17 protein-coding genes are annotated in these 14,058 nt (G+C 35.8%); 8 read left to right on the top strand and 9 right to left on the bottom strand.

Annotated elements, in window-relative coordinates; all coding sequences use genetic code 11:
- Positions 1–15 precede the first annotated feature (15 nt).
- From rfbB to BGI23_RS06180, 4 genes are all read left to right on the top strand, one after another.
- Positions 16–984 carry a dTDP-glucose 4,6-dehydratase gene (rfbB, locus tag BGI23_RS06165; protein ID WP_070805503.1) on the top strand — a complete coding sequence of 323 codons (969 nt, stop codon included), beginning with the start codon at positions 16–18 and terminating at the stop codon, positions 982–984.
- A gap of 11 nt (positions 985–995) precedes the next feature.
- Positions 996–1,850 (top strand): dTDP-4-dehydrorhamnose reductase, encoded by an 855-nt coding sequence (gene rfbD / locus BGI23_RS06170; protein WP_001209175.1) that lies wholly within the window; start codon positions 996–998, stop codon positions 1,848–1,850.
- A gap of 108 nt (positions 1,851–1,958) precedes the next feature.
- Entirely contained in the window at positions 1,959–2,729 is a 771-nt protein-coding gene (gene fabI, locus BGI23_RS06175; protein WP_070805504.1) for an enoyl-ACP reductase FabI, read from the top strand.
- 148 nt (positions 2,730–2,877) lie between these two features.
- On the top strand, positions 2,878–3,411 hold the full coding sequence (locus BGI23_RS06180; RefSeq protein ID WP_077316988.1) for a spore coat CotO family protein: 534 nt from the start codon (positions 2,878–2,880) through the stop codon (positions 3,409–3,411).
- Positions 3,412–3,471: 60 nt separating this feature from the next.
- Here the strand turns inward: BGI23_RS06180 and exsY are convergent, their stop codons facing one another.
- Positions 3,472–3,930, bottom strand: a complete 459-nt coding sequence (gene exsY / locus BGI23_RS06185; RefSeq protein WP_001277733.1) for an exosporium assembly protein ExsY — start codon at positions 3,928–3,930, stop codon at positions 3,472–3,474.
- A gap of 125 nt (positions 3,931–4,055) precedes the next feature.
- Between exsY and BGI23_RS06190 the strand changes: the two genes are divergently transcribed.
- Positions 4,056–4,415, top strand: coding sequence for a DUF1360 domain-containing protein (locus BGI23_RS06190; RefSeq protein ID WP_000899669.1), 360 nt, complete (start codon positions 4,056–4,058; stop codon positions 4,413–4,415).
- A gap of 101 nt (positions 4,416–4,516) precedes the next feature.
- On the top strand, positions 4,517–4,702 hold the full coding sequence (locus tag BGI23_RS06195; RefSeq protein WP_003266501.1) for a hypothetical protein: 186 nt from the start codon (positions 4,517–4,519) through the stop codon (positions 4,700–4,702).
- A 78-nt stretch (positions 4,703–4,780) separates the two neighbouring features.
- On the opposite strand, the gene exsF is transcribed toward BGI23_RS06195, so the two are convergent.
- The 6 genes from exsF to BGI23_RS06225 form a co-directional block, all read right to left on the bottom strand.
- Positions 4,781–5,284, bottom strand: coding sequence for an exosporium protein ExsF (gene exsF, locus BGI23_RS06200; RefSeq protein WP_000492937.1), 504 nt, complete (start codon positions 5,282–5,284; stop codon positions 4,781–4,783).
- A 167-nt stretch (positions 5,285–5,451) separates the two neighbouring features.
- Positions 5,452–5,919 (bottom strand): spore coat protein CotY, encoded by a 468-nt coding sequence (gene cotY, locus BGI23_RS06205; RefSeq protein ID WP_001277717.1) that lies wholly within the window; start codon positions 5,917–5,919, stop codon positions 5,452–5,454.
- 141 nt (positions 5,920–6,060) lie between these two features.
- Entirely contained in the window at positions 6,061–8,127 is a 2,067-nt protein-coding gene (locus BGI23_RS06210; protein WP_070805506.1) for an ATP-dependent helicase, read from the bottom strand.
- A gap of 99 nt (positions 8,128–8,226) precedes the next feature.
- Positions 8,227–8,649: a GNAT family N-acetyltransferase gene (locus BGI23_RS06215; protein ID WP_000543279.1), complete on the bottom strand. Its 423-nt coding sequence runs from the start codon at positions 8,647–8,649 to the stop codon at positions 8,227–8,229.
- Position 8,650: 1 nt separating this feature from the next.
- Positions 8,651–9,169, bottom strand: a complete 519-nt coding sequence (locus BGI23_RS06220; RefSeq protein WP_000765876.1) for a YjcG family protein — start codon at positions 9,167–9,169, stop codon at positions 8,651–8,653.
- A 92-nt stretch (positions 9,170–9,261) separates the two neighbouring features.
- Positions 9,262–9,993: an alpha/beta hydrolase gene (locus BGI23_RS06225; protein ID WP_070805507.1), complete on the bottom strand. Its 732-nt coding sequence runs from the start codon at positions 9,991–9,993 to the stop codon at positions 9,262–9,264.
- A gap of 203 nt (positions 9,994–10,196) precedes the next feature.
- On the opposite strand from BGI23_RS06225, the gene BGI23_RS06230 reads away from it, so the two are divergent.
- Both BGI23_RS06230 and BGI23_RS06235 read left to right on the top strand, forming a co-directional pair.
- Positions 10,197–11,108: a DMT family transporter gene (locus BGI23_RS06230; protein WP_044792734.1), complete on the top strand. Its 912-nt coding sequence runs from the start codon at positions 10,197–10,199 to the stop codon at positions 11,106–11,108.
- A 76-nt stretch (positions 11,109–11,184) separates the two neighbouring features.
- Entirely contained in the window at positions 11,185–11,580 is a 396-nt protein-coding gene (locus tag BGI23_RS06235; protein ID WP_070805508.1) for a PH domain-containing protein, read from the top strand.
- Positions 11,581–11,604: 24 nt separating this feature from the next.
- On the opposite strand, the gene BGI23_RS06240 is transcribed toward BGI23_RS06235, so the two are convergent.
- Together BGI23_RS06240 and putP are read right to left on the bottom strand one after the other, a co-directional pair.
- Complete coding sequence (locus tag BGI23_RS06240; protein ID WP_000878719.1) at positions 11,605–12,003, bottom strand: Ig-like domain-containing protein; 399 nt, start codon at positions 12,001–12,003, stop codon at positions 11,605–11,607.
- A gap of 164 nt (positions 12,004–12,167) precedes the next feature.
- The gene (gene putP / locus BGI23_RS06245) at positions 12,168–13,646 is read right to left on the bottom strand and encodes a sodium/proline symporter PutP (RefSeq protein ID WP_070805509.1); all 1,479 of its coding nucleotides are present in this window, start codon (positions 13,644–13,646) and stop codon (positions 12,168–12,170) included.
- Positions 13,647–14,058 lie beyond the last annotated feature (412 nt).

Consider the following 14,058-nt stretch of genomic DNA (forward strand, 5'->3'; position numbering starts at 1 on the left):
GTAGGAGAGTTGTGTATGAATATATTAGTAACAGGTGGGGCCGGATTTATTGGAAGTAATTTTGTGCATTATATGTTACAAAGCTATGAAACATATAAAATTATTAATTTCGATGCATTAACATATAGTGGAAACTTAAATAATGTAAAGTCTATTCAAGATCATCCGAATTACTATTTTGTAAAAGGTGAAATTCAAAATGGAGAGCTGCTGGAGCATGTTATTAAGGAACGTGATGTGCAAGTCATTGTCAATTTCGCAGCTGAATCACATGTGGACCGTAGTATTGAAAATCCGCTTCCTTTTTATGATACAAATGTAATTGGGACAGTCACCTTATTAGAATTAGTAAAAAAATATCCGTATATTAAACTCGTGCAAGTATCAACGGATGAGGTGTATGGCTCTTTAGGAAAAACAGGGCGATTTACCGAGGAAACCCCGTTAGCTCCAAATAGTCCATATTCTTCAAGCAAAGCGAGCGCCGATATGATAGCTTTATCTTATTATAAAACATATCAATTACCAGTTATAGTAACGCGTTGTTCCAATAACTACGGGCCGTATCAATATCCTGAAAAACTAATTCCGTTAATGGTTACGAATGCGCTCGAAGGAAAAAAATTACCGTTATATGGCGATGGATTAAATGTAAGAGATTGGTTACATGTAACGGATCATTGTCGTGCGATTGACGTTGTTTTGCATAAGGGACGTATAGGAGAAGTATATAATATAGGTGGAAATAATGAAAAAACAAATATAGATGTTGTGGAACAAATTATTACTCTCTTAGGAAAAACGGAAAAGGATATTGAATATGTGACAGATCGTTTAGGACACGACCGCCGTTATGCGATTGATGCAGAGAAAATGAAGAATGAATTTGATTGGGAACCGAAGTATACGTTTGAGCAAGGGTTACAAGAAACGGTGCAATGGTATGAGAAGAATGAGGAATGGTGGAAACCATTAAAAAAGTAAGGGGCATATAAATGAGAGAACGGATTATCATAACAGGAGCAAATGGTCAATTGGGAAAGCAACTACAAGAAGAGTTAAATCCTGAAGAATATGACATATATCCATTTGATAAAAAGTTACTAGATATAACAAATATATCCAAAGTGCAGCAAGTGGTACAAAAAATAAGGCCACATATCATTATTCATTGTGCAGCGTATACGAAGGTTGATCAAGCTGAGAAAGAACGAGATCTTGCTTATAGAATAAATGCAATAGGGGCTCGAAATGTAGCAGTTGCCTCACAATTAGTGGAGGCAAAGTTAGTTTATATTAGTACGGATTATGTATTTCAAGGTGACAGACCGGAAGGGTACGATGAATTTCATAATCCGGCGCCGATAAATATATACGGGGCTTCTAAATATGCGGGAGAGCAGTTCGTCAAAGAGTTACATAATAAATACTTTATCGTTCGTACATCATGGTTGTATGGTAAGTATGGAAATAATTTTGTGAAAACGATGATGCGATTAGGGAAAGAAAGAGAAGAAGTATCTGTTGTAGCGGATCAAATCGGTTCTCCTACGTATGTGGCGGATTTAAATGTAATGATTAATAAGCTCATCCATACTTCTTTATACGGTACGTATCACGTATCCAATAGAGGATCATGTTCTTGGTTTGAATTTGCAAAGAAAATATTTTCGTATGCAAATATGAAAGTGGATGTATTACCGGTTTCAACTGAAGAATTTGGATCGGCGGCAGCGAGACCAAAATATTCTATTTTCCAACATAACATGCTGCGATTAAATGGTTTTTTACAAATGCCTTCTTGGGAAGAAGGATTAGAACGTTTTTTTATAGAAACAAAAAGTCATTAACAATTTTAAGTTAATGACTTTTTTGTTTGCCTTTAAGAGGTTTTATGTTACTATAATTATAGTATCAGGTACTAATAACAAGTATAAGTATTTCTGGGAGGATATATCATGGAACTATTACAAGGGAAAACATTTGTTGTTATGGGCGTTGCGAACCAAAGAAGTATTGCATGGGGAATTGCTCGCTCTTTGCATAATGCAGGTGCAAAATTAATCTTCACATATGCAGGAGAACGTTTAGAGAAAAACGTTCGTGAATTAGCGGATACATTAGAAGGACAAGAGTCACTTGTATTACCTTGTGATGTAACAAATGATGAAGAACTTACAGCTTGCTTTGAAACAATCAAACAAGAAGTTGGTACAATTCACGGTGTAGCACATTGTATTGCTTTTGCAAATCGTGACGACTTAAAAGGTGAATTTGTAGATACTTCTCGCGATGGATTTTTACTTGCACAAAATATTAGTGCATTCTCTTTAACAGCTGTAGCAAGAGAAGCGAAGAAAGTAATGACAGAAGGCGGAAATATTTTAACGTTAACATATCTTGGCGGCGAGCGCGTTGTGAAAAACTATAACGTTATGGGTGTTGCGAAAGCTTCATTAGAAGCGAGCGTGAAATATTTAGCTAACGATTTAGGTCAACATGGCATTCGTGTTAACGCTATTTCTGCAGGTCCAATTCGTACGTTATCTGCAAAAGGTGTAGGCGACTTTAACTCAATCTTAAGAGAAATTGAGGAGCGCGCACCACTTCGTCGTACAACAACGCAAGAAGAAGTTGGAGATACAGCAGTATTCTTATTCAGTGACTTAGCACGCGGTGTAACAGGAGAAAACATTCACGTTGATTCAGGGTATCATATCCTAGGATAAATATAATGTTAAATGTTAAATGTTAAAGGACAATCTCTATATGTTGAGATTGTCCTTTTTATTTGTTCCTGGAAAGAACGATTTTTAACGAAAGTTCTTACCATGTAATGAATATAACTATAATAGTACACGATTTATTCAGCTACGTATGGAAGTGGGAGGGACGAGTGTGAAGAATAAAAATAAAAGTTCAACAGTTGGAAAACCGTTGTTATATATTGCGCAAGTAAGTTTGGAACTTGCCGCACCGAAAATAAAAAGAATTATTTTAACAAACTTTGAAAATGAGGATAGAAAAGAGGAAAGGAATAGAAACGAAAATGTTGTAAGTAGTGCTGTGGAAGAGGTAATAGAACAACAAGAAGAAGAGCAACAAGAAGAACAAGTAGAAGAAAAAATAGAAGAAGAGGAACAAGTACAAGAGCAGCAAGAGCCAGTGAGAACTGTTCCGTATAATAAATCATTTAAGGATATGAATAATGAAGAGAAAATTCATTTTTTATTAAATCGTCCTCATTATATTCCGAAAGTAAGGTGCAGAATAAAAACAGCTACAGTCTCATATGTTGGATCAATCATATCGTATCGTAATGGAATTGTAGCGATTATGCCGCCAAATAGTATGCGAGATATTAAATTATCTATAGAGGATATCCAATCAATTAGTATGGCCGGCTTTTAAATATGTAAAGGTGGTAGAAATTTTCTACCACCCCAATAGTTTTTTAGTTTACTTCACTTATTAGATAGAAACGTCGCGTAAGCATTGAATAGCACAGAAACAGCTTAAATCAACAGTAATACAAGTAGATGTCGATACTAGTCTTGCATTTGGTACAGCTAAAAACGTACAAATTGGGTCATCAGTAGGTGGTACAGGAGAGCTATCACCTAATACTACACTTAATACACGTAGTACAGCACAGCTATCATCATCTACACTTTCCACACGGAAAATTGGAGATCGGCAGCTAGTAAGGCTTGCGGATGGCGCGAATGCTTCAAATGGTGCTCCAGCTTTTGTGTATAAAATAAAAGGACGTGTATTTGCTACGGATGCAGTATTGTGTGCCCCTAAAAATGGAATTTCACAACCAGATCCACACGTTGTTGTAGAACAATCTTGTAATTCATTGATGAATTTTACAACGTCAACTACACAATGAGAAGAGCCATGGTGTTTATTTTCGTTACAACTCATTAATGTCACTCCTTATCTTCTTGTTTGTATTTACATTAATAAGATATTGGAGTCGAGGAGATTTGGTCACAATCTCAAGACCTTTTTTTTTAAATAGGCGAAAGAGGATAAGGGAAGGTGGATTTATGCTGTTTACAAGCTGGCTTTTATTTTTTATTTTCGCGTTAGCTGCTTTTAGGCTCACTCGTTTAATTGTTTATGATAAAATTACAGGCTTTTTGCGAAGGCCATTTATTGATGAATTAGAGATTACAGAGCCGGATGGAAGTGTATCAACTTTTACAAAAGTAAAAGGTAAAGGATTACGAAAGTGGATTGGCGAATTATTAAGCTGTTATTGGTGTACAGGTGTATGGGTTAGTGCTTTTTTATTAGTCTTATATAATTGGATTCCGATCGTTGCAGAGCCGTTACTTGCATTATTAGCTATTGCAGGAGCAGCAGCAATCATTGAAACGATTACAGGATACTTTATGGGAGAATAATATATTTCCATAATACGAGAAAAAGCGGAGTTTAAAAGAATGAGGGAACGGAAATAAAGAGTTGTTCATATAGTAAATAGACAGAATTGACAGTAGAGGAGATGTTTGCTGTGAGCAATAATCCAAGGCAAAATTCATATGACCTGCAGCAATGGTATAACATACAGCAACAGCACCATGCACAACAACAGGCATATCAAGAACAATTGCAACAACAAGGATTTGTGAAGAAAAAGGGATGTAATTGTGGGAAAAAGAAGAACACAATAAAACACTATGAAGAATGAAACACTCATGTTACTGTGAGTGTTTTTTATTATACATATAAAAAAGCGGTATTTCTGTATTAGAAATACCGCTTTTTACTAGCTAATTTGTGCAACTGTTAATGCTGCAGCACGGATGTCTACAGTTCCAATCAATTCAACTGGTACAATTTGAATTAAGTCACCAGGGTTTAAGTTAATCAGAATAACACCGCTGGATACGTCTACTTCACCAGTACCAATAACGTTAGAACGAACCGCTGTACCTGATCCAGGAATAATGTTAGCTGGTGTACCTAATGATAAGAAGAAACGACCAGCTTCTGGTGCAACAGGTGAGTTATCAAGACTAATTGTTAATGTATAACTGATTTGATAAATACCAGCTCGTAGAATTCGAATGCCATCTCCGACACTTACTGTATCATTTATTACAGGAACAGTAATATTTGGGTTTGGACTTACGCTAGGTAATAGTAGTGGTGTAAATAGTGAAGCGAACTGAGGTGCAGACGCGTTGAAAGCAAAACCGAAGGCAGGTAGTGTACTAGCTGGTTTTGCCTCGCAATCAATTTTCGTAAATTCGCAATCAGAAGAGAACATGTTTTTCACTCCTTTATCTGTTTCTACTTTCAGTTAATGAAAAGGACAGGTTCTATGTTCTAGACAAGTTCCCAATTTTAATAAATTTACATAATAATACTCTTTAAGCATGGATTGGGTGGCAGATAATTCTGCCACCCAATCCATGCTTAACTCATTATTTAGATTTAAATCGTAACATCACGTAAGCATTGAATAGCGCAGAAGCAACTTAAATCAACAGTAAGACAAGTGTTAGTCGATATTAATCTTGCATTTGGTACAGCTAAAAATGTACAGATTGGATCGTCAGTAGGTGGTACAGGAGAGGTATCACCTAATACTACACTTAATACACGCAATACAGCACAATCATCATCATCTATACTCTCGACACGGAAAATTGGAGATCGGCAGCTAGTAAGGCTTGCAGATGGCGCGAATGCTTCAAAAGGTACTCCAGCTTTTGTGTATAAAATAAAAGGACGCGTATTTGCTACGGATGCACTATTATGTGCTCCTAAAAATGGAACTTCGCAACCAGACCCACATGTTGTGGTTGCACATTCTTGTAATTCATGTATAAAACGAACGACATTAGATACACAGTTGAAATCAAAATCATGTTGATGATCTTCGTTACAATTGCAGCTCATTATGTTCACTCCTTCTCGTGAGTTCTGACATACACTATTACAATATGAGTGGGATATGGTTGATATTACGTTAATTCTTATGATAAAAAGAGGAATTTATATAGGAGGGATGTACATATTGCAATATAAAAAAAGACATCCTTATTTCGTGGATGTCTTTTCAGGTAAATCTTTTCGCACAGTATACAAAAAGCGAGATACATCTAATTTTTTTCCTCTAAAAAATTGCGGAGAGGAAATGTACAATTCTTCTTTCGCACGTGTAATTGCGACATAAAGTAGTCGGCGTTCTTCTTCTAAAGCTTCAGAAGTCTCTGTAACACGATCGTTTGCATCTTTTAAAGAAGAAGTATGAGGCAGAATACCATCGCTCGCCCCGAGTAAAAAGACACATGGAAATTCAAGGCCTTTTGCGTTATGAATAGACATAAGCGAAACAGCATCTTTTGGCGGCATTGTTTTTAATGCTTCCATTTCTTTTTGCCCTTGAATGGCTTCATCAATAAATTGTAAATAAGCTGGAATGTCGGTGAAACGATTTGCTGACTCCATTAATTCTTCTAACATTTCTTCTTGTATATCTTTATGCATCGTAAAGGAAGAACGATCGTTACTTTGTAAGTACTCTAAATACTTTCCTTTACCATGAATAATTTCTTTTAATGCTTTTTTCGGTTCTAATTCTTTTATAAATTTAATAAAATCGATACGCTCATTTACCTTTTTCACTTGAAAAGGTTTTAAGTTCGGATTTAATAATAAGAAATGAAGAAGAGAAGGGAAACGGCCTTCACCATATTTCCATTGTTCACGTTCAATAAATGAAATACAATCATCACGCCCGATATACATCGTTGGTAATATGTTTGAAAGTGATTCTAATCGAAATGGTTCAATTACTAGTCGTAAATGATCCAATACAGGCTTAATTAAAGAATGTTCATAAAATGATTGACTCGCACCGTGCTTAATAAACGGGATTTTATGAATGGTAAGCTGATCAAGTAACGAACGGCTTACAGAATGTGTGCGATACAGCAAACAAAAATCTTTATAATTTCGTTCACCACTATCTACTTTTTCTTGAATGAGCTGCAAAATTTGATTTGCTTCATCAAGAGTCGTAGCCGGTCTTGCATAAAAAGGTTGTACACCTTCTTCACGAACAGAATATAGCTCTTTATCAAACCTTTCTTGATTTAGTTTGATAACTTCATTTCCAAGTCCGACAATAAAAGGATTGGATCGATAATTCGTATTAAGGGCGATAATCGTAGTGTTATCAAATTCTTTTGGAAAAGATAAAATAATTTGGTGACTTGCTCCTCGCCAGCCGTATATAGCTTGATCGTCATCACCTGCGATAAATAAATTATTTCTTGGCGAAGCTAACAATTTTACAATTTCATATTGAGCATACGATGTATCTTGGAACTCATCTACTTCAATATAGTGGAAACGTTGTTGTAATTGGGTAAGCAAAGGAGCGTTATTTTCTAACATATAATATGTTTCTAATAAGATGTCATCGAAATCAATATAATTATATCGTTGTTTCACTTCTTCAAAACGCTCGTATACTTCTTTAAATTCTTGTTCAACGGGTGTTTTTGCTTTTACATCTTTCGGACGATTTAATTTGTTTTTCTCAAGTGAAATCATCGCGAGCATCGTTTCAGCATCATAATCGTCTTTTAAACGCAATTCTTTTAAAATTTTCTTTATCATAATTTGTTTATGTTTTTCGTTTGCTAAAATTTGCTGATTATATCCTTGACTACGAAGCAATTTTAAAAAGACAGAGTGGAATGTACCAGCAACAACGTAGCTACTTGCAGCATGATTCATACCCGGTAAATTCGCTACACGATTTCGGATTTCTTCAGCCGCTTTTTGTGTAAATGTAAGTAATAAAATATTTCGCGGATGAACTTGTTTTACATTTACTAAATAACCGACGCGAGTTGTTAAAACAGATGTTTTCCCGCTTCCGGCACCAGCCAGTGTAAGAACAGGGCCTTCTGTCGTTCGTACGGCTTCTAATTGTTTTTCATTTAAAAATACATTTTGCTGTTCGAGAGCGCGGAAATACGCCGCATCTGCATCTTCTGCCATAATTAAATGGGTAGATGTTTTCGGAATATGATATGTTGCACGTGGAATATCAGCGTGCGTTAATGATTTTTGTGAAAATTTTTCTTGTGTCATATATTCACCTTCAAAACTATAGCATCAACATTTAACTTTAGCGGAAGAAAAAGAAAATAGCAATGTAAAAAACAGGAGGGGATACCTCCTGTTTTCAAATTACAATTCTTTTATCATAACGATGTGAGGAATATTTGCTTCCATAAATACATCAGAATTCGTTACATATCCAAGTTTCTTATAGAAATCTTCAGCATGTGTTTGAGCATGCAGCTTCAATTTTGGTAGCGAGTTTTCCTTCGCATATGCTTCAAGTGCATTCATAACAATTTTTCCGATGCCTTTTTTTCGATGGGAAGCTAGTACGCAAATGCGTTCCATTTTTCCTATTCCATCAATGGTGCGAAAACGCCCAGCACCAACGGGAACATCATTATCATATATAACAACGTGTATGGAAGTTTCTTCAAACTCATCATACTCTTCTTCGGCAGAAACTTGCTGTTCCTTCACAAATACTTGCTTACGTACAGAGAATGCATCTCTTAGTTGTTCGTCCGTTTGTACGATCTGTGCATGCAAATTAGTTGTTCCCCTTTCCAAGGCGGAATGTTTCGTGTACAGTCCATGTTCCGTTTTCTAATTGATATAGAAGGTGGAAGCGGTCAATTGGTTGTTCGTAATAGAAATCTTTCATACGTAATCGACCTAGTACATCAGCATGCTCTGCATCTGATAAGCCTTGTCCAATTGTTAAATGAGGTACAAAAGCGTATTCGCGTTCTTGTGTAAAGAATCCGCTATGCATTTCCTCATTTAAGAAAGTAAGTTCAGGTGTTTTTTCTACTTTAAAATAAATAACATTATTAACAGGTGCGAATGAACCAACTTTTCCAACATGAAGGGTGAAAGGGTTCGTTTTACTTGCGATTGTATGTAACTCGTTTACAATCGATTCTAATTGTTCATCTTGTGTCTCAAAGGGTGTTTTCAATGTAATATGTGGCGGAACTAATGCGTAGTGCGGATCATAACGTTTACGCAATCCGTTCGCTTTATCTTGAATCATTTTAGATGGAAAAATTACAATGCCTAATTTCATGTTCCAATTCCTCCCTTTGTAAGTCTAGTTAGATTTTGAGAAAATAACTCTCTTAATCTATTATATCAAATTATTCTGAATACTGCTCTCTATTATTTCATTGATAGCATATGAGAGAAAGCTTTCGGTAAATCAGTTTGCCAATATTTCCACGTATGATTACCTTCAAACTCCTCGTAATGCGTGATGAAATTTCTATCTGTCAGAAGCGTATGAAGCTCACGGTTCGGCCCTACGAAATCAGATACTTGTCCATCAGTGCGCTTTACAGCTGTTTCTTCTGTCCCAATAACGTGATAAAGCTCTAGTGCCTCCGGATTTTTGAAGTCTTTTGCTAAGTTCATTACTGTTTCATCTACAAAAGGTGATTGCATAACGACTTTACCGAATGTATGCGGATACATAAGTGCGGTCATAAAGGAAACTGTCCCGCCAAGAGAATCTCCAATTAACACACGACCTTTTCCCATTTGGTACGTTGGATAATTTTCATCGATATATGGTGCAAGTTCATGAGCAAGGAAACGAATATACGCAGCGTTTTTTACCTCATTTGGGAAATATTTTTCTTTACGATCGTGTACATTTTTATATGGAATACCGACAATAATTGTGCGGTCAATTTCTTCAGTTTCACGAAGGCGCTCAATTACACGGTGTGCTTTACCAAGCTGAAAATAATCTCTGCCATCTTGTGCAATGACCACTGTATGTTTGTGCAGCGGTGTGTAATTTACCGGTAAGTAAACGAGAAGTGTAACATCTTCTTGAAGTGATGCACTATAAAATGAAATCTCTTCAATTCTCCCAATTGTTTGATTCATGTAGATCCCCCTAAATAAAAATTTACTGTAATAATTGTAAGAGCGACGCTTGTAGTGAAAAAGAAAGAAATATTCACTAATAGGTGCTTTCGTTTCTATTTTACCATAATGGTACGAAGAATCTAAAAAATTAGTATTTAAGTTAGGGAAGAAAACGGATATAATGAAGTGGGATTTTTGACAGGTGAGAGGGGAGACGGAATTTGAAACAAGAAAGGTCAATCGCGCTACCATTAGCTATTTCCATTATAGCCATTTCATTCGCAGCAGTTTTTGTAAAGATGTCCTCGGCACCATCTTCCATATTAAGTATGTATCGATTATGGATTATCGTACTTCTTATGCTGCCTATCGTTTGGAAAAAACGGGAAGAGTTTAGTAAGATTCAAATAAAAGATTGGGGATTTTTAATTGGATCTGGTTTCTTTTTAGCACTTCATTTTCTTTTATGGTTTGAATCTTTAAAGCATACAACAGTTGCGAGTTCGACGATTATTTTAGCGCTTCAACCAATCGTATCTTTAGTTGGAGGTTTTTTCTTATTTAAAGAAAGAACAACATACTCAGCCATTGCGACAATGGGAATTGCGATATTAGGTGTAGTGTGTATTGGTTGGGGAGATTTAGGACTAAGTGAACAAGCAATTTATGGCGATATATTATCCTTTTTAAGTGTAATAGCAGTTGTCGGTTATTTATTTATCGGCCAAACGACAGTAAAGAAAGTATCACACTGGATTTACAGCTTTACAGTCTTTGCATTCGCCGGTATTTTTATGGGGATTTATAATATAGTATTGCAAGTGCCTTTTACAGGTTATACAAAGTGGGATTGGACCATTTTTCTTTTACTTGCGGTCGTGCCGACAGTGTCACACGTCATTAATAACTGGCTATTAAACTACGTAAATGCAACAACAATTTCGATGAGTATTTTAGGGGAACCAGTTGGAGCATCAATACTAGCGTTCTTCTTACTTGGGGAAAGATTAAATGCTATGCAAATGATCGGTAGCATACTCGTATTGTTTGGTGTATCTGTTTTCTTATTGCAGCAACAAAAAAGAACAGCAAAAAATGTCGTAAACGAGCCTGTTTATACACAGGAATTATAATGTTAAGAGAGAAAAGAGAAGTTGTGATACTTCTCTTTTTGTTTTATAGAAATACGGGCGTAGAAGGGGGAGGGAAATGGAGTTTCTATCAAAAAAAGATGCCTGGTTATATCCGATTTTTTTCGTTATCATTGGAGCGTGTTTTGCTCCAATATTTGCAGGAAGGGAATATTTTCTTTTGTTTTTCACAATCCCATTATCTATCTTATTGATGTGGAGTTGGTTTTCAACAAAATATATTGTTGGAGAAGAAACAATTACTATTAGATCCGGTTTCGTGAAAAAGCGCATATTGATACGAGATATAAAACAAATTTCAAATACGAAAAATCCAATAGCAGCCTATGCATTGTCACTTGATCGACTTGAAATTTTTTACGATACACATCAAACAGAAATTATTTCTCCTAAAGATAAAGAGCAATTTATCAATCTCGTTACAAGTAAAAATCCACACATTGAAATAAAGTAAAAGAGTGGCTTCATAGCCACTCTTTTACTTTGGGTTTGTCATATAAGGTTGTACATGAATGATACATAGGTCCCTGAACTTACCTTCAGCAGTTGTAACAATTACGACTGCTCTACCTGCACTTTTTCCAGTAATCGTTACTGTATCACCTTTTGGATACAGTGTGATAACATCAGCATTCATATTTGTCCAAATAAGTTCGTTATTGGTTGCTTGTACTGGCAAAACAGTGGCGGACAACTCAGTGCTTTGGCCAGTTCTTATTTTCAACTTATTTTTTTCCATATGAACACCGATGACTGAAATAACAGAAGGAGCGATTGAAATTTTAGGTGGATTAGGTTGTATGTTCAAACAAGACGCAGAAGTATTGGTGATAGGTGAAAATTTTCGTGTTTGTTGTTGCTGGAAAGCTGCTAACATGTTGGAGTCCCCTTTCTGTATAAGTGCTGATAGTACTACTATAAAGGAGTAGTGTTACGTTTAATTTAATGAAACATAAAGAAATTGTTAAATTCGAGCAGAAGATTGTCGAACTTTGAGAAAAAAGAAAGCTCTGCTGATACGATAACAGCAGAGCTTTTCCTTTATAAATTATGACTATGTTGTTTTTCGAAATTCTCAAATTGCTCTGTAGTTTCTTTTGAAGGCTGTGTTAGTAAACTAACAATTACGATTACTAGTAAACTAATAGTAAAACCAGGAATCATTTCATATAAGAATTCTTTTAAGAATTTGAATTGCGTCCATATAATAACAGTAGCGGCACCAGAAATCATACCAGCAAGTGCGCCCCACTTCGTCATACGTTTCCAATATAAGCTTAATAAAATAGCAGGTCCGAATGAAGAGCCAAATCCAGCCCAAGCGTATCCAACAAGAGCTAAAATCGTATCATTTTGTTTAAACGCTAATGCACACCCAACTAATGCAATAACAAGAACAGCCATACGGCCGACAAATACAAGCTCTTTATCAGAAGCAGAACGTTTAAAGAAAGTACGATATAAGTCTTCCGTTACAGCACTAGAAGTAACGAGTAACTGAGATGAAATTGTACTCATAATAGCTGCTAAAATAGCTGCTAATAAAAATCCAGTAATAAGCGGGTGGAATAAAATTTTCCCCAGTTCAAGGAAAATTGTCTCTGGATTGGATAGCTTTAATCCTTTGTCTGAGTAGTATGCAATACCGATAAGACCAGTAAACATAGCTCCAACAACAGAGAAAATCATCCAGCTCATACCAATTCGTCTTGCACTTTTAATTTCTTTTACAGAAGAAATTGCCATAAATCGTACGATAATATGTGGTTGTCCAACATAACCAAGGCCCCATGCGAATAATGAAATAATACCTAATACAGAAGTGCCTTTAAAAATGTCTAATAATGTTGGATCAATTGATTTAATTGTGCTAAATGCTGGACCAAGCCCATTTACATTCATAATTGTAACAGTAGGAACAAGAATAAGAGCAATTACCATAATGATTCCTTGCACGAAGTCTGTCCAACTTACTGCTAAGAAACCACCAAATAACGTGTAAGCGACAACAACGCCTGCAACAATGAATAATCCAACATGGTAGTTCATACCAAATGAATTTTCAAATAATACAGCGCCTGAAACTAATCCTGAAGCTACATAAAAAGTAAAGAAAATCATAATAACAAGTCCAGATACTAAGCGTAGCATATGGGATTTGTCTTGGAAACGGTGTTCCAAAAATTCTGGGATAGTAATAGAGTTGTTTGCAATTTCTGAGTAGGTACGTAAGCGAGGAGCGACATATAGCCAGTTTGCGTATGCGCCTAGTGTTAGGCCGATCGCAATCCAACTACTACTTAATCCAACGCTAAACATTGCACCGGGTAACCCCATTAAAAGCCAACCACTCATATCGGATGCTCCAGCACTTAATGCTGTTACTGCGGGGCCTAGTGTACGCCCGCCAAGCATATAATCTGTTAAGTTGGACGTTCGTTTATAGGCGAAATAGCCAATCACTAACATCCCGAGCATGTAAATAGAGATAGAAGTTAAAGTTAACATCTGCGTACTCATGTAGTTCCCCTTCCTTTTGTCATGTCTTTTGATGCGTTATGCATATTTATCCCGCATTAACGGGCAGTAAAACTCCCACCTTAAAATCGGCTGGGCAAGGAAGTTAGGTGGGAGATCAACTGCCCGTAAATGCCCGATTGGTTCAACTAATAATCAGTGGGGGATGGACAAAATCCCCACTGATTAAAGTTTCACTTTATAATCTATCATGATTATTCTGAAAAATCCATACAGAAATACGAATTTTCAGAAATGTAAGCGTTTTTTGATGTCATTTTACTTTTTTAGTATATAATATTCATACAAAAAACCTTATTTTTAATAGAGTATTTATTATATTTACATAAAAAGAGGTTGTTTTGTCAATATAATATTGAAAGAAGAGAAAAATAAATTTTTTTAAAAAGTATTG

The sequence above is a fragment of the Bacillus sp. ABP14 genome, from assembly GCF_001831375.1.
Classification (GTDB): Bacteria; Bacillota; Bacilli; order Bacillales; family Bacillaceae_G; genus Bacillus_A; species Bacillus_A paranthracis.